The sequence below is a fragment of the Streptomyces sp. SudanB25_2051 genome (assembly GCF_964272635.1).
Lineage (GTDB): Bacteria > Actinomycetota > Actinomycetes > Streptomycetales > Streptomycetaceae > Streptomyces.
Genome location: NZ_OZ186787.1, coordinates 4,771,006 through 4,786,592, shown reverse-complemented (window position 1 = coordinate 4,786,592; position 15,587 = coordinate 4,771,006). Strand labels below are relative to the sequence as shown.

General features: G+C 72.5%; 13 protein-coding genes and 5 tRNA genes. 5 read left to right on the top strand and 13 right to left on the bottom strand.

Annotated elements, in window-relative coordinates; genetic code table 11:
- The first annotated feature begins 103 nt into the window (after positions 1 to 103).
- Both cofC and ACSUPT_RS21605 read left to right on the top strand, forming a co-directional pair.
- The gene (gene cofC / locus ACSUPT_RS21610) at positions 104 to 802 is read left to right on the top strand and encodes a 2-phospho-L-lactate guanylyltransferase (RefSeq protein ID WP_399219691.1); all 699 of its coding nucleotides are present in this window, start codon (positions 104 to 106) and stop codon (positions 800 to 802) included.
- A 10-nt stretch (positions 803 to 812) separates the two neighbouring features.
- On the top strand, positions 813 to 1,016 hold the full coding sequence (locus tag ACSUPT_RS21605; protein WP_351966366.1) for a hypothetical protein: 204 nt from the start codon (positions 813 to 815) through the stop codon (positions 1,014 to 1,016).
- Between the two features lie 575 nt (positions 1,017 to 1,591).
- On the opposite strand, the gene ACSUPT_RS21600 is transcribed toward ACSUPT_RS21605, so the two are convergent.
- From ACSUPT_RS21600 to leuC, 4 genes are all read right to left on the bottom strand, one after another.
- A complete protein-coding gene (locus ACSUPT_RS21600) occupies positions 1,592 to 2,263 on the bottom strand; it encodes an HU family DNA-binding protein (RefSeq protein ID WP_351966367.1) in 672 nt (223 codons plus the stop codon).
- 143 nt (positions 2,264 to 2,406) lie between these two features.
- Positions 2,407 to 2,634 carry a hypothetical protein gene (locus tag ACSUPT_RS21595; RefSeq protein WP_351966368.1) on the bottom strand — a complete coding sequence of 76 codons (228 nt, stop codon included), beginning with the start codon at positions 2,632 to 2,634 and terminating at the stop codon, positions 2,407 to 2,409.
- Positions 2,635 to 2,983: 349 nt separating this feature from the next.
- The gene (gene leuD / locus ACSUPT_RS21590) at positions 2,984 to 3,577 is read right to left on the bottom strand and encodes a 3-isopropylmalate dehydratase small subunit (protein WP_351966369.1); all 594 of its coding nucleotides are present in this window, start codon (positions 3,575 to 3,577) and stop codon (positions 2,984 to 2,986) included.
- A 6-nt stretch (positions 3,578 to 3,583) separates the two neighbouring features.
- Complete coding sequence (leuC, locus tag ACSUPT_RS21585; RefSeq protein WP_351966370.1) at positions 3,584 to 5,014, bottom strand: 3-isopropylmalate dehydratase large subunit; 1,431 nt, start codon at positions 5,012 to 5,014, stop codon at positions 3,584 to 3,586.
- 186 nt (positions 5,015 to 5,200) lie between these two features.
- On the opposite strand from leuC, the gene ndgR reads away from it, so the two are divergent.
- Positions 5,201 to 5,917, top strand: a complete 717-nt coding sequence (ndgR, locus tag ACSUPT_RS21580) for an IclR family transcriptional regulator NdgR (RefSeq protein WP_023586367.1) — start codon at positions 5,201 to 5,203, stop codon at positions 5,915 to 5,917.
- Positions 5,918 to 6,072: 155 nt separating this feature from the next.
- Here the strand turns inward: ndgR and ACSUPT_RS21575 are convergent.
- From ACSUPT_RS21575 to ACSUPT_RS21535, 9 genes are all read right to left on the bottom strand, one after another.
- A tRNA-Glu gene (locus ACSUPT_RS21575) sits at positions 6,073 to 6,145 on the bottom strand.
- 22 nt (positions 6,146 to 6,167) lie between these two features.
- Positions 6,168 to 6,239: transfer RNA gene (locus ACSUPT_RS21570), tRNA-Gln, on the bottom strand.
- Positions 6,240 to 6,257: 18 nt separating this feature from the next.
- Positions 6,258 to 6,333: transfer RNA gene (locus ACSUPT_RS21565), tRNA-Glu, on the bottom strand.
- 61 nt (positions 6,334 to 6,394) lie between these two features.
- A tRNA-Glu gene (locus tag ACSUPT_RS21560) sits at positions 6,395 to 6,467 on the bottom strand.
- Positions 6,468 to 6,488: 21 nt separating this feature from the next.
- A tRNA-Gln gene (locus tag ACSUPT_RS21555) sits at positions 6,489 to 6,560 on the bottom strand.
- A 90-nt stretch (positions 6,561 to 6,650) separates the two neighbouring features.
- Entirely contained in the window at positions 6,651 to 7,370 is a 720-nt protein-coding gene (locus ACSUPT_RS21550; RefSeq protein WP_436945310.1) for an HAD family hydrolase, read from the bottom strand.
- Positions 7,371 to 8,098: 728 nt separating this feature from the next.
- The gene (gltX, locus tag ACSUPT_RS21545; protein WP_399219692.1) at positions 8,099 to 9,574 is read right to left on the bottom strand and encodes a glutamate--tRNA ligase; all 1,476 of its coding nucleotides are present in this window, start codon (positions 9,572 to 9,574) and stop codon (positions 8,099 to 8,101) included.
- Positions 9,567 to 10,355, bottom strand: coding sequence for a fumarylacetoacetate hydrolase family protein (locus ACSUPT_RS21540; protein ID WP_365726215.1), 789 nt, complete (start codon positions 10,353 to 10,355; stop codon positions 9,567 to 9,569). Before ACSUPT_RS21540 ends, gltX begins: the two co-directional genes overlap by 8 nt.
- A gap of 198 nt (positions 10,356 to 10,553) precedes the next feature.
- Complete coding sequence (locus ACSUPT_RS21535) at positions 10,554 to 10,739, bottom strand: hypothetical protein (RefSeq protein ID WP_351966374.1); 186 nt, start codon at positions 10,737 to 10,739, stop codon at positions 10,554 to 10,556.
- Positions 10,740 to 11,319: 580 nt separating this feature from the next.
- On the opposite strand from ACSUPT_RS21535, the gene ACSUPT_RS21530 reads away from it, so the two are divergent.
- Both ACSUPT_RS21530 and ACSUPT_RS21525 read left to right on the top strand, forming a co-directional pair.
- On the top strand, positions 11,320 to 15,090 hold the full coding sequence (locus tag ACSUPT_RS21530; protein WP_436945309.1) for a nitrate- and nitrite sensing domain-containing protein: 3,771 nt from the start codon (positions 11,320 to 11,322) through the stop codon (positions 15,088 to 15,090).
- Between the two features lie 5 nt (positions 15,091 to 15,095).
- On the top strand, positions 15,096 to 15,509 hold the full coding sequence (locus ACSUPT_RS21525) for a roadblock/LC7 domain-containing protein (RefSeq protein WP_023586374.1): 414 nt from the start codon (positions 15,096 to 15,098) through the stop codon (positions 15,507 to 15,509).
- Positions 15,510 to 15,587 lie beyond the last annotated feature (78 nt).

Here is a 15,587-nt window from a genome sequence, read left to right as displayed (position 1 = left end):
GGTCAAGTGTCGCCCCATGCCCCTGGTCTGTCGAGAACACCGTACGCCCCGCCTTCCGCACCGGCCGTCCGGGTCACGGCCCGCCCGCGCCACAATGGCCCGGATGGAGAAGGACGGAGAGCGGGTCGCGGGCGGCGCCGCCGGCGGCCCGGACGCGCCGCGCTGGTCGCTGGTGGTTCCGCTGAAGCCCCTGGCGCTGGCGAAGACCCGGCTCGCGGGGGCGGTCGGCGCGGTGGAGCGGCGCCGGCTGGCGCTGGCCTTCGCGGCGGACACGGTGGCGGCGGCGCTGGCCTGCGCGGCGGTACGGGATGTGGTGGTCGTCACGGACGACCCGCTGGCCGCGCGGCGGCTGGGCGCCCTGGGCGCCGGGGTCGTGCCGGACCGGCCGGCGGCGGGGCTCAACGCGGCGCTCGCGTACGGGGCGCGCACCGTGCGGGCGCGCCGGCCCGGAGCGGCGGTGGCGGCGCTGAACGCCGACCTGCCGGCGCTCAGGGCGGCGGAGCTGGCGCGGGTGCTGGCGGTGGCGGGGCGTTTCCCCCGGGCCTTTCTGGCGGATGCCGCCGATATCGGGACGACGTTTCTGTCGGCGGCTCCGGGAATTGAATTGCGGCCCGCTTTCGGTGGTGCGTCGCGGCTCGCGCATTTGTCGTCGGGCGCGGCGGAAATTCTGCTCGGCGATGTCGCGTCCGTACGGCGGGACGTGGACACGGAGGCGGATCTGCGGGCGGCGCTGGAGCTGGGCGTGGGGCCGCGCACGGCCGAGCGGTGCCGGGCCGGGGGCCTCCGCGCGGGCAGCGGATAGGCTGCGGGGCATGCAGGCGACCGCGTACACGTACGACCCCGAGACCCGCAGCGGCAGTGTGCTGCTCGACGACGGCACGCCGGTGGAGTTCGGCGCGGAGGCGTTCGACGCGGGGGGTCTGCGGCTGCTGCGCGTGGGCCAGCGGGTGCGCATCGAGACCGAGGGCGAGGGCGGGGACCTGCGGATCACGCTGGTGACGCTGCAGACGTTCTGAGCCGGGCGGGGTGGCACGGCCCCGGCTCGGATGCCGCGGCTCGCGCTGCGGCCCACGGGCGGGTCCGGCGCCGGGGCTTCGGGCCGGGCGTTCCAGGTCGCGGCGTACGGCTCCGGGGCTCCGGGTTCGTGTTCCGGCTCGCGCGTACGGCTGGCTCGGGTGTTCCGGCTCGCGCGTACGGCTCCGGCTTGTGGCGTACGGGTTCCGGGCGGCGGGCGCGGTGGGGCCGCTGGTGCGAGGGCGTCGCGTGTGCGCGCCGCGGGGCGCATCTCCGCCGGGCCGCCCCTGCGGTCGTCGCGCGAGATCCCGGGCGACCCCGGCCTTGGCGCGGGAGGCCCTCGGCACGCCCGGCCCCGTCACGCGGCGCGCGGGACGTGCGTGTGCCGGCGGTTCGCGGGGGCGGACGCGAGGGTGAACGGTGACACGAAGCCACCGGGGCCTGGACGCGCCGCGGGCCGGGCTCCCCGGAGGGAGCCCGGCCCCGCGTGTGAGTGCCGCGTGCGGGTGGCCGTGTGGGGGCGGCCCGGTGGGCGGTCGCGCCGTCGCCGGTGAGTGTCTCCTCGCCGTCGTGCCGCTTACTTGTTCCTCGGCGTGGCGGTCTTCTTGGCCGCGGTGGTCTTGCGTGCCGTCGTCTTCTTGGCGGGGGCCTTCTTGGCGGTGGCCTTCTTCGCGGGCGCCGTCGTCTTCTTCGCCGTGGTCTTCTTGGCGGTCGCCGGGGTGGCCTTCTTCGCGGGCGCGGTCTTCTTCGCGGCGGCCGTCGTCTTCTTCGTGGCCGCGGAGGTGGTCTTCTTCGCCGTGGTCTTCTTGGCGGCGGCGGCAGTCGTCGTCTTCTTCGCCGGCGTGGCCTTCTTGGCGGCGGCCTTCTTCGCCGCGGCCTTCTTGGTGGCGGCCTTGGCGATGGTGGGCGGGGCGCCGGTGAGGCTGCCCTTGGGGGCCTTCTTCACGGCGACCTCGCCGCCCTTGGGCAGCTTCTTGGTGCCGCTGACCAGGTCCTTGAAGCCCTGGCCGGCGCGGAAGCGCGGAACGGAGGTCTTCTTGACCCGGACACGCTCGCCGGTCTGCGGGTTGCGGGCGTAGCGGGCCGGACGCTCGACCTTCTCGAACGAGCCGAAGCCGGTGACCGAGACCCGGTCCCCGGCGACCACCGCACGGACGATCGCGTCGAGTACCGCGTCGACGGCGTCGGCGGCCTGCTGCCGGCCGCCCATCTTGTCGGCAATCGCTTCTACGAGCTGCGCCTTGTTCACGTCTTCCCCTTCGGAGACATTGCCGGAACGAAAGTGTTCAAGCGTTTTCGCACGTTAGGCAGATATATACCGCAAATCAAACACGAAACGGGCTAATCACCCTTGTGCCGCAACGCAGTAGCCGTTCGCGGACTTCCGGGCGGTCAGTCCCCTTCAGGGAATCGGCCCTCGTCGAGGTCCTTCATCAACCGGTCGAGACGCCTTGCCGCGTCCGCGAGATCGTGCTTCGCCGCGGCCGTGATGACCAGCAGCTTCCGGGACAGCGCCATCCTTACGCCCTCCGGGACTTGCAGTGCGCGCACTCGGGAGTGCGCTTCTTTCAGCCGGGTTGCGACCGCCTCGTAGAGCTCGAGTTGGCTGTCGCGTTCCATGCACCGATTGTGCCATCTGGGGCGAGTTGTCGCCTGCGTAGGGGGTAACTGGCGTGCTCCAGAGGCGTTTCGGGGTGCTCCCGGGCGTCTTCCTCACGGCACCGTCCGTCTGCCCAACGGCCCAGGTAGTAAACCGAGTTGGGGCTGATTCGGCGGTCGCCGGGATGCCGTGCGGACGGTTTGGGCTTATGGTGCGCGGCGTCAGCCGGATGGCGGCGAGGCACTCTGGCGGGGGTGTTCCGCGAGGGTCGTGAGGGTCGTTTTCACGCCAGTTGAAGACGGCGGTGCCCCCGGTCGCCGAGGCGGCCGGGGGCACCGGATGGTATGCGGGGCGACGGCCCCGGACGGGTCAGACGGGGAGGGTGCGCGGCTTGTACGAGGGGCGCTTGGCCTCGTACGCGGCGATGTCCGCCTCGTTCTGGAGGGTGATGCTGATGTCGTCGAGGCCGTTGAGCAGCCGCCAGCGGGCGTTCTCGTCGAGCTCGAAGTCGGCGGTGACGCCTTCGGCGCGGACCTGGCGGGCGACGAGGTCGACGGTGATCTCGGCCTGCGGGTCGGCTTCGGTCAGCTCCCACAGCGCGTCCACGGTCTTCTGGTCGAGGACCACCGTGAGCAGGCCGTTCTTCAGCGAGTTGCCGCGGAAGATGTCGGCGAAGCGGGAGGAGATGACGGTTTTGAAGCCGTAGTTCTGCAGGGCCCACACGGCGTGCTCGCGCGAGGAGCCGGTGCCGAAGTCGGGGCCGGCGACGAGGACGGTGGCCCCCTGCCGTTCGGGGCGGTTGAGGACGAACTCGGGGTCCTTGCGCCAGGCCTCGAAGAGCCCGTCCTCGAAGCCGTCGCGGGTGACCTTCTTGAGCCAGTGCGCGGGGATGATCTGGTCGGTGTCGACGTTGCTGCGGCGCAGCGGGACGGCGCGGCCGGTGTGCGTGGTGAAGGCTTCCATGGTGGTTCAGACCCCCGCGGGCGTGGTGGCTTCGGCGTCGGACAGGTCGGCCGGGGAGGCCAGGTGGCCGAGGACCGCGGTGGCGGCGGCGACCTGCGGCGAGACGAGGTGGGTGCGGCCGCCCTTGCCCTGCCGCCCCTCGAAGTTGCGGTTGGAGGTGGACGCGGAGCGCTCGCCGGGGGCGAGTTGGTCCGGGTTCATGCCGAGGCACATGGAGCAGCCGGCGTGCCGCCATTCGGCCCCGGCCTCCTTGAAGACCTTGTCCAGGCCCTCGTCGACGGCCTGGAGGCCGACACGGGCGGAGCCGGGGACGACCAGCATCCGTACGCCGTCGGCGACCTTGCGGCCTTCGAGGATCGCGGCGGCGGCGCGCAGGTCCTCGATGCGGCCGTTGGTGCAGGAGCCGACGAAGACCGTGTCGACCTTGATGTCGCGCAGGGGCTGTCCCGCTTCGAGGCCCATGTACTCCAGGGCCTTCTCGGCGGCGAGGCGCTCCGATGCGTCTTCGTACGAAGCGGGGTCGGGGACGTTCGCCGAAAGCGGGGCTCCCTGGCCGGGGTTGGTGCCCCAGGTGACGAACGGGGAGAGCTCGGCGGCGTCGATGACGACCTCGGCGTCGAAGACGGCGTCGTCGTCGGTGCGCAGGGTCTTCCAGTACGCGACGGCGGCGTCCCAGTCGGCGCCCTCGGGGGCGTGGGCGCGGCCCTTGAGGTACGCGAAGGTGGTCTCGTCGGGAGCGATCATGCCCGCGCGGGCGCCGGCCTCGATGGACATGTTGCAGATGGTCATGCGGGCTTCCATCGAGAGCTTCTCGATGGCGGAGCCGCGGTACTCCAGGACGTAGCCCTGGCCGCCGCCGGTGCCGATCCGCGCGATGATCGCGAGGATGAGGTCCTTGGCGGTGACGCCGTCGGGCAGCTCGCCGTCGACGGTGATGGCCATGGTCTTGGGGCGGGCCATGGGCAGCGTCTGGGTGGCCAGGACGTGCTCGACCTGGGAGGTGCCGATGCCGAAGGCGAGCGCGCCGAAGGCGCCGTGGGTGGAGGTGTGGGAGTCGCCGCAGACGACGGTCATGCCGGGCTGGGTGAGGCCCAGCTGCGGGCCGACGACGTGGACGACGCCCTGCTCGACGTCGCCGAGCGGGTGGAGCCGCACGCCGAAGTCCGCGCAGTTCTTGCGCAGGGTCTCCAGCTGGGCGCGGGAGACCGGGTCGGCGATGGGCTTGTCGATGTCGAGGGTGGGGGTGTTGTGGTCCTCGGTGGCGATGGTCAGGTCGAGCCGCCGCACCTGGCGGCCGCTCTTGCGCAGGCCGTCGAAGGCCTGGGGGCTGGTCACCTCGTGCAGCAGGTGCAGGTCGATGAAGAGGAGGTCGGGCTCGCCCTCGGCGCGCCGGACGACATGGTCGTCCCAGACCTTCTCCGCGAGTGTCCTACCCATCGCTTTCCCTCCGGCCGGCGGGTGAGCCGGCGATCTAGAGACATCCGCGCCGGCGCCCGGTCTCCCCGTGATTCCACGTGCTGGACGGCGGCAGCGGACCGTGGATCGCGGCCCGCCCCACCAGGTTGGCAAGATCCCGGGAAAATTGAACTTGCGTTTCACAGAGTGAGACGTGAGTATCGTTGCATGGACAACTCTAGCGGCGTCGGCGTTCTCGACAAGGCGGCTCTGGTTTTGAGCGCTCTGGAGTCCGGTCCGGCCACCCTCGCCGGGCTGGTCGCGGCGACCGGGCTCGCACGACCCACGGCCCACCGGCTGGCCGTGGCCCTGGAACACCACCGCATGGTGGCGAGGGACATGCAGGGCCGGTTCATCCTGGGTCCGCGGCTGGCCGAGCTGGCCGCGGCGGCCGGTGAGGACCGCCTCCTGGCCACGGCGGGCCCGGTGCTCACGCATCTGCGCGACGTGACGGGCGAGAGCGCCCAGCTCTACCGGCGCCAGGGCGACATGCGGATCTGCGTGGCGGCGGCGGAGCGGCTCTCGGGCCTGCGGGACACGGTCCCGGTCGGCTCGACGCTCACGATGAAGGCCGGCTCGTCGGCGCAGATCCTGATGGCCTGGGAGGAGCCGGAGCGGCTGCACCGCGGCCTCCAGGGCGCCCGTTTCACGGCGACGGCCCTGTCGGGCGTGCGGCGCCGCGGCTGGGCCCAGTCGATCGGCGAGCGCGAGCCCGGTGTCGCCTCCGTCTCGGCGCCCGTGCGGGGCCCGTCGAACCGGGTGGTGGCCGCCGTGTCCGTGTCGGGTCCGATCGAGCGCCTGACGCGCCACCCGGGCCGGATGCACGCCCAGGCCGTGATAGACGCGGCGTCCCGGCTGACGGAGGCGCTGCGCCGCTCGGGCTGAGCCGCCGGCTCGTACGTGTCCATGGTCCTTCTGCCAACTCCGGCTCACCGCTTCAACGCCGCAGCGGTGGGCCGGAGTTGTGTGCTGCGGCCGCCGACGTGCGGCATGAGGAAAACGAGGAAGCCCTCCCCTGCTGGGGAGGGCTTCCTCATCTGTACCCCCGACCGGATTCGAACCGGCGCTACCGCCTTGAGAGGGCGGCGTGCTAGGCCGCTACACAACGGGGGCGTGGATCACTTGCGTGAACCCGCTGGCCTACCTGGACTCGAACCAAGACTAACTGAACCAGAATCAGTCGTGCTGCCAATTACACCATAGGCCACTGGTGGTTTAGACCAGTTGGTACCCCCGACCGGATTCGAACCGGCGCTACCGCCTTGAGAGGGCGGCGTGCTAGGCCGCTACACAACGGGGGCCCTAGCGATCCTGCATCGAGATCATCGGGTGCGACCCTGATGATCCCGCGGGAAGGATCTGTACCCCCGACCGGATTCGAACCGGCGCTACTGCCTTGAGAGGGCAGCGTGCTAGGCCGCTACACAACGGGGGCTTTGCAGATAAGCTCTGCGAGCTGGCCTACCTGGACTCGAACCAAGACTAACTGAACCAGAATCAGTCGTGCTGCCAATTACACCATAGGCCACCGGAACGCAAACCCCCGAGGGAGATCTTGTTCGGCTTGCGCTTCGGGGCTCCGGCCTTTCGGCCCGCTCCCCTCGGCGCAGGAAGAACATTACCCGAAGGTGTCCGACGCTCCAAAACGGGTATCGCCGCGGAGCAGCGCGGGGAGCTGGTGGAGGTCGGTGATCCGGGTCAGGCCGGGGCGTCCGCCGAGTCCCGCGCGGTCCAGCCAGACCCCGTGGAGGCCCGCCTCGACGGCCCCGCGGGCGTCGATGTCGGGGTGGTCGCCGACGTACACGACCTCGTCCGGGGGCAGGCCCAGGGCATCGCAGGCGGCGTGGAAGGCGGCGGCCTCGGGCTTGGAGACCCCGATGTCGGCGGCGCACAGGACGGCCTCGAAGCGGTCCCGTACGCCGAGGACGCGGAGCTTGCGGTCCTGGTTGAGGAGGGACGAGTTCGACAGGACGGCGTGCCGGTACCCGGCGGCGAGGACGTCCAGTACGGGGAGGGTGTCCGGGAAGAGGGCCCAGGCGGCCTCGTAGTGCGCGAGGTAGCGCTCGAACCAGGCGTCGGCCTCGTCGTCGCCCAGGGCGGTGCCGAGGAAGGTCCTGACGCGGTCGCGGCGCTGCTCCTCCCAGGTGGTCTCGCCCGCGGCGAACCTGGCCCAATGCAGGGCGGTGGCCTCGCGCCAGCGGCGCAGGGCGTCCTCGACGCCGCCGGAGCCGGCGGCGAGGCCCTCGTCGCGCAGGTGGCGGCGCATTCCGGCGCGGTCGGCTGTGGCGTAGTCGAAGATCGTGTCGTCGATGTCCCAGAGGACGGCGCGGATCGCCATACGCCGAAGGTACCGCCGTGCGGCGGCCATGGACCGGGCAACCACGAAACCCGCCCACCTCCGGCCCCCGGGCCCGCCGGGAACCCGCACCCCCAGCGCCTCGGCACGCCTGGGCCTGGTCCACCCCGCGCCCCGGCGCCCCCTGGGGAGGGTGGGCACAGCGGGGCGCCCCCGCCCGGGAGGGTGCCCACAGGTGCGGTACGCACAGGAAGCGGCACCCGCCAGGGTTCCGCTGTGCCCACCCGAGGAACGCATGCCCACAGCGGTGGCAGCGGCCCGCCGCAGTGCCAGGGGCGGCGCGGGGCGAGTCGGGGGCATGGGAGACCGGCCGCGCGGCAGTGCGCGTCTCCTGCATGGGATGTGCCGACCAGGGCGAGGTGCGGGACGGCTGGTCGCCAGAGGGCGGGACGCCCAGGCCCGCGGCCAAGCTATGGGGCCACGGGCGTGCCGGCGCACGGGACGGTCGGGTCGCCGGGCTGCGGGAGCTCGGGCGCGTACCGGAGCAGCCGGGGGGCGGGTCGCTGGAGGGTCGGGGTGCCTGGCAGGGGCCCAGGGGCCGGAGCTGGGCGGGGGCGGCGCAGGACAAGGCGGCTGCGGGTCCGCGGGGTGTGCCCGCGTAGCAGGGGAGGCCGGGCCGCCCGGGGGGGGAGGCTCGGGCACGAGGGACCGGGGGCGGGGTGCGGTGGGGGCCCGGGGGGCGGCGGGTTGTGGCGCCGCCCCCGGGGGCGTCAGGCTGCGAGCTTGGCCAGCGCCGCGTCGATGCGGGCGAGGGTCTTCTCCTTGCCCAGGATCTCCAGGGACTCGAAGAGCGGCAGGCCCACCGTGCGGCCGGTGACCGCCACGCGGACCGGGGCCTGGGCCTTGCCGAGCTTCAGGCCGTGCTCCTCGCCGGCCTTCAGGACGGCGTCCTTCAGGGACTCGGGGCTGGTCCAGTCCGCCGCCTCCAGCTTGGCGCGGGCCGTCGTCAGGAGCGCCGCCGGGTCGCCCTTCATGGCCTTCTGCCAGGACGCCTCGTCCTCGACCGGCTCCTTCAGGAACAGGAAGTCGACGTTGGCCGTGATGTCCGACAGGACCGTCAGGCGGGTCTGGGCGTGCGGGGCGATCCGCTGCCACGCCTCGCGGTCGAAGTCCTCCGGCGCCCAGGGGGCGTGCGGGGCCTGCAGCCAGGGCTCGCAGGCGTCGATGAACGCCTGCTCGTCCAGCATGCGGATGTGGTCGGCGTTGATCGCCTCGGCCTTCTTCAGGTCGAAGCGGGCCGGGTTGGCGTTGACGTCCGCGATGTCGAACTTGGCGACCATCTGCTCGACCGTGAAGACGTCCTGGTCGGCGGAGAACGACCAGCCGAGGAGCGACAGGTAGTTCAGCAGGCCCTCGCGGAGGAAGCCGCGCTCCCGGTAGAGGTTCAGCGACGACTGCGGGTCGCGCTTGGAGAGCTTCTTGTTGCCCTCGCCCATGACGTACGGCAGGTGGCCGAACTCCGGGATGGCCTTGGCGACGCCCAGCTCGATCAACGCCTTGTAGAGGGCGATCTGCCGCGGGGTGGAGGACAGCAGGTCCTCGCCGCGCAGCACGTGGGTGATCTCCATCAGCGCGTCGTCCACCGGGTTGACCAGCGTGTACAGCGGGGCGCCGTTGGCGCGGACGATGCCGTAGTCCGGGACGTTGTCCGGGGTGAAGGTCAGCTCGCCGCGCACGAGGTCGCGGAAGGTGATCGGCTGGTCGGGCATCCGGAAGCGGACGATCGCGGAGCGGCCCTCCGCCTCGTACGCGGCGATCTGCTCGGCGGTCAGCTCGCGGCAGTGGCCGTCGTACCCGGAGGGCTTCCCGGCCGCGCGGGCGGCCTCGCGGCGCTCGTCGAGCTCCTCGGTGGTGCAGTAGCAGTGGTAGGCGTAACCGCCCTTGAGGAGCTTGTCGGCGACGTCACGGTAGAGGTCCATGCGCTGCGACTGGCGGTACGGCGCGTGGGGGCCGCCGACCTCGGGGCCCTCGTCCCAGTCGAGGCCGAGCCAGCGCATCGCGTCGAGGAGCTGGCGGTACGACTCCTCCGAGTCGCGTGCCGCGTCGGTGTCCTCGATGCGGAACACCATGGTGCCGCCGTGGTGCCGGGCGAAGGCCCAGTTGAACAGGGCCGTACGGACGAGGCCCACGTGCGGGTTGCCCGTCGGGGACGGGCAGAAGCGGACGCGGACGGGGGTGTTAGCCACGCTTGATCACCTTGTTGGTGAGAGTGCCGATGCCTTCGATGGTGACGGCGACCTCGTCGCCGACGTTGAGGGGGCCGACCCCGGCGGGGGTGCCGGTGAGGATCACGTCGCCGGGGAGCAGCGTCATGGCCTCGCTGATGTGGACGACCAGGTCCTCGATGGAGCGGATCATGTCGCTCGTACGACCCAGCTGGCGCTGTACGCCGTTGACCGTGCACTGGATGGCGAGGTCGCGCGGGTCGAGGTCGGTCTCCACCCAGGGGCCGAGCGGGCAGGAGGTGTCGAAGCCCTTGGCGCGGGCCCACTGCTTCTCGCGCTTCTGGACGTCGCGGGCGGTGACGTCGTTGGCGCAGGTGTAGCCGAAGACGACGTCCTTGACGCGCTCGCGCGGGACCTCGCGGCACATGCGGCCGATGACGACGGCGAGCTCGGCCTCGTGGTGCAGCTCGTTCGAGAAGGAGGGGTACTCGATCGCGTCGCCCGAGCCGATCACCGACGTGGTGGGCTTGAAGAAGGCGACGGGGACCTCCGGGACCTCGTTGCCGAGCTCCGCGGCGTGCTCCGCGTAGTTGCGGCCGATGGCCACGACCTTGTTGGGGAGCACCGGCGGCAGGAGCCTGACCTTGCTCAGCGGGACCTTGGTGCCGCTGAGCTCGAAGTCGGTGTACGGGATGCCCTTGATGATGTCGAGGACGAGGTCACCCTCTGCGCCGGGGGCGCTTTCACCCTCGACCGCGCCGAAGGCGACATTGCCGTCGATGGAGAATCTGGCGATGCGCACGGATGCGTGTGCCCCTCACTGAGCTGGCTGGAGTCTGACGCTCCAGGCTAACGCGGCAGGGGGGCGCGACCTGCCGTACGCCGGTGCGCGAGGGCCGTACGGCGGTGCGCGGGCGGCCGTACGGCGGTGCGCGCGACCCTGGAGCGGGTCGCGCGCACCGGCGGGGGCATCGCTACGCGGGTGTGACCGCGCGGGGTGTTACTGCGCGGGGGCGGCGGCCGGGGCCTTCATCAGGACCGTGCGGCGCGGGTTGGCGGTGACGTTGGGCAGCTCGGCCGTCTGCTCCGGGAGGGCGCCGCGGTCCAGCCGGGCCGCGTCCGCGAGGTGCGCGAGGGTGGTGCGGCGGGGGTTGGCGGTGCTGCGGATCGTCATCGTCGTCTTCACGGTGGCTTCAGACCTCGTTGCTCGGCTCGGGTGGGCGGCGGGCGCCCTTGACGGTTGGCCCATCCCTGTAAAGCGTCAGGCTAAACATCGTGTTCCCCGCCAATACCGCGAACAGGCCTTCATTGTCATGTGAGTTTGCTCACCACCGACCACGCAAGTCGGGCATTCCCGGCGGGCGTTGGGGGTGTCGATATCGGACATTACGCCACTGAACCCTTTATTCCGCCGCTGATCATCTCGACTGGGGCACCCTCCACGCGTAAGCGACTCGCTAGGGAAAGTCCGCTTTCTCCCGGATCGCTTTCTACGAGCGGTGAGGGCATGATCACAAGCGGTGACGCGGTCCACGGGCCGGACCACTGCCCTTGTTGGAGATCCGGCACTGTGCTGGAATTCCACGCACCGCCGCGATGGAGACCGGCGAGCTGGGGCGCAAGGCAGCGCCGAGCGGCGGTGGGGAAGGGGGGATTCCGCGCCGGTCACCGACGACCACCGAGGGGCGCACTCGCGCTCCCACGACGCCGACACCGTCCCGTTCCGCTCGCGCGGAGGGACGCCTGGTCCAGAGGTTGCGACGCTAGTGCAGGGACGTTTCAAGAGGGATGGCAGCGCTGCGGCGGAACAGGAGCCGCGCGGCGGGACCGACCGCGGCTCCTCGCCCCAGCACACCCAGAACGCGGGACCGGCGACCGCCGGCGACGGCGGCGAGCACGCCGGCCGCGCCGCGGGCGCCGCGGCCGGGTCCGAGGCGGCAGGTGCGGCAGGTGGTGGCAAGGGCGTGAAGCCCGGACGGCGCGACAAGGCGGGCAAGTCCGCCAAGCCGGGGAAGGAACCGAAGGCCGCCGCGCCCGGTGACACCGGCTCGCGAATAGCCCTGCGCAACTGGCGCATCAGCACCCGGCTCGTCTCCCTCCTCGCCCTCCCCGTGGTCGCCGCGACCTCGCTGGGCGGACTCCGTATCCAGGAGTCGATGGAGAACATGGAGCAGCTGGACCACATGCAGCTGCTCACCAAGCTGACCCGTGAGGCGCACCACCTCGCCCAGGCCCTCCAGCAGGAGCGCGACCAGTCGGCCGGCCCGATGGCCAACGCCGCCGGCGAGAACCACCACATGGTCAAGGCCCCGCGCGACAAGACCGACGCGGCGCAGCGGGCCTTCCTCGACGCCACCGACGAGATCGGCGACACGCAGGACGACGAGGCGCTCGCGAGTATCCGCGCCAACGTCACGCAGATCGCCAACCAGGTCATCACGCTGGGCACGATCCGCAAGGACGCCTACAAGGAAAAGCAGATGAGCTCGGCGACGGTGAGCAAGTACAACCGGCTCATCACCTCGCTGCTCACCCTGTCGCAGGACATGGCGCAGGCCACCAGCAACCCCGAGATGATCAAGCGCACGCGTGCGCTGGCGGCGTTCTCGTCCGCCAAGGAGTACGCGTCCATGCAGCGCGCGGTCATCGCCGCCGCCCTCCCGGACACCCCCCGGGGCAAGACCGACCTCAACGAGTTCGACCGGCAGTTCGCCTGGGACGCCCACGTCAACGAGGGCTCGTCGCTGAAGTCGTTCCGGTCCATCTACGAGTCGGCCGGCGGCGACGCCACCGAGCTGCTCGGCCCGCTGAACTCCGGCAACCCCGCGATCCAGGCCGCCGACCAGTACGCCGACCGTGTGCTGCGCGAGCAGAACAGCCTCAGCCGCGCCCCGGTCCGTACGTACCTGGACTGGACCGAGGAGGCCGAGACCAAGCTCCGCGCGATGGAGACCATCGAGGCCACGCTGCTGGGCGAGATGGAGAGCAAGGCCCGTGACCTGCGCCAGGAGGCGCAGCGCGACGCGATCATCAACGGTGCCCTGATCCTCCTCGTCCTCGGCGTGTCGCTCGTCGGCGCCTTCGTGGTGGCCCGCTCCATGATCACGTCGCTGCGGCGGCTCCAGGACACCGCGACGCGGGTCGCCCAGGAGCGCCTGCCCGAGCTGGTCAAGCAGCTGTCCGAGGCCGACCCGCAGGACGTCGACACGTCCGTGGAGTCCGTCGGCGTGCACTCGCGCGACGAGATCGGCAAGGTGGCCGCGGCCTTCGACGACGTGCACCGCGAGGCGGTCCGCCTCGCCGCCGAGCAGGCCCTGCTGCGGGGCAACGTCAACGCGATGTTCACCAACCTCTCGCGCCGCTCCCAGGGTCTGATCCAGCGTCAGCTGTCGCTCATCTCCGAGCTGGAGTCCCGCGAGGCCGACCCGGACCAGCTGTCGTCGCTGTTCAAGCTCGACCACCTCGCGACGCGCATGCGCCGTAACGGTGAGAACCTCCTCGTCCTCGCCGGTGAGGAGCCGGGACGCCGGTGGACGCGGCCCGTGCCGCTCGTCGACGTCCTGCGCGCCGCCGCGTCCGAGGTGGAGCAGTACGAGCGCATCGAGCTGGCCTCCGTGCCGGCCACCGAGGTCGCGGGCCGCGTCGTCAACGACCTCGTGCACCTCCTCGCCGAGCTGCTGGAGAACGCCACGTCGTTCTCCTCGCCGCAGACGAAGGTGCGCGTCACCGGTCACGCCCTGCCCGACGGGCGGGTGCTGGTCGAGATCCACGACACCGGTATCGGCCTCTCCCCCGAGGACCTCGCCGCGATCAACGAGCGGCTCGCGTCGCCGCCGACCGTGGACGTCTCCGTCTCCCGCCGCATGGGCCTGTTCGTGGTCGGCCGCCTGTCGCTGCGCCACGGCATCCGCATCCAGCTGCGCCCCTCCGACTCGGGCGGTACGACCGCGCTGGTCATGCTGCCCGTGGACGTCACGCAGGGCGGCAAGAAGCCCGGCGGCCCGGGTGGCCCCGGCGGCCAGGGCGGTCCGCAGGGCGGCCCCGGCCAGGGCGGCGGCCGCGGTGCCGGCCAGGGCGGTCTGCCCGGCGGGCGCTCCGGTGGCGCCCCGCAGAACCGGCTCGCCGCGGGTCTCGCCGCGCGCGGCCAGGTCGGCTCCGGTGCCCGCGCCGCGCTGCCCGACCGCGACGACCTGGGCGGGCGCCCGGGCGGTGCGCCGCAGGGTGGCGGCCAGGGCGGCGCGCCGCAGGGCGGCGGGCTGTTCGGCGGGCCGCAGGGCGGTCAGCCCGGCCGGGGCGTGCGCCAGCAGGACGGCCGCGGCCAGGGCGCCGGGTTCCCCGGTGCGTACGGCGACCAGGGCCAGGTCCCGCAGGGCGGCGGCCACCAGGGCGGCCAGCCCCAGGGCGGTCAGGCTCCGCAGGGCGGCCAGCCCCAGGGCGGCATTCCGACGCGCTCCGACGTGTGGGCGGGCCAGGGCGGCCAGGGCCAGCGGGGCGGCCAGGCGCCGCAGGGCGACCAGGGGCAGCAGCGCCAGCAGCAGCTCCCGGCCCCGGGCGGCCCGCGCGCCGAACTCCCCGGCGGCCCGCAGCACGCGGCACGCCCGCAGCAGGGCGGCTGGACCGGCGACCAGGGCGGTCGGCGCTCCCCGCTGGACGCGCCGCGCGGTCACGAGGAGCACGAGGCGACCGGCCAGTTCGCGCGCCCGGCGGCTCCGTCGGACCACCAGGGCCCCGGCTCCACGGCCGAGTTCCCGCGCCCCGACTTCAACGGCCCGCGCCCCGACGGCCGGCAGGCCGGCCAGGCCCCGCAGGCTCCCCAGGCCCCGCAGGACCCGGCGGCCACGGCCGCGATCCCGCGCCCCGACTTCGGAGCGCCGCGCCAGCCGGCCGGCAGCCTGCCGCCCGCGGGCGCGGGTGACGGCCGCACGCCGCTGTTCGACACGCTGGAGAACAACTGGTACCAGCAGCAGGGCCAGTCCGGCGGCGCGCAGCAACAGGGCGGCCACGGGCAGGGCCAGCCGCAGAACCAGGGCCGTCCGGGCGGCGACGCCTACCCGGCGCACGACCAGACGATGCCCACCCCGGTCGTACCGCAGCAGCCGCAGCCCGCCCAGCCGCAGCAGCCCGCGCACGGCCGTCCGGTCCCCGCGGCCGGTCAGGGCCCCGGCGGCCGCGAGCCGGGCCAGGGCTTCGGCCAGAGCGCGGCCCAGAACCAGGGCCGCGGCTCCGACGCCTCGTCGGGCTGGCGTACGACGCCCAACGACGAACTGGTGCGCCAGGCCGAACGCGTGCGCAAGCCCGCGGCCGGCGGCGTCACGACCTCCGGCCTCCCCCGCCGGGTGCCGCGCGCCAATCTGGTGCCGGGCACGGCGCAGGAGCAGCCACTCCAGTCCGGTCCGCAGGTCTCCCGGGCCCCCGACGACGTACGGGGCCGTCTGACGAACCTGCGGCGAGGTATCCAGCAGGGACGGCAGGCCGGGTCCGGGAACACCGGCAGCTTCCAGGTCGGCCCCACTCACCAGCAGGAGCGTGAGTTTTGAGCGCGATGAGCCAGGCGGCGCAGAATCTGAACTGGTTGATCACCAATTTCGTGGACAACACCCCCGGGGTGTCGCACACGGTGGTGGTCTCCGCCGACGGACTCCTGCTGGCGATGTCCGAGGGTTTCCCGCGTGACCGTGCCGACCAGCTGGCGGCGGTGGCGTCCGGTCTGACCTCGCTGACGGCGGGCGCGTCCCGCATCTTCGAGGGCGGCCCGGTGAACCAGACCGTGGTGGAGATGGAGCGCGGCTTCCTCTTCATCATGTCCATCTCGGACGGCTCCTCGCTGGCCGTGCTCGCCCACCCGGAGTGCGACATCGGCCTCGTGGGCTACGAGATGGCGCTGCTGGTGGACCGCGCCGGCACCGTCCTCACCCCGGACCTCCGCGCGGAGCTCCAGGGCAGCCTGCTCCACTGATCCCGGCCAGGCGGGTACGCCCCTCCGTACCCGCCTGTCGCCATGTGTGCCATCCGTCCGTCCCACTCATCTACCGTC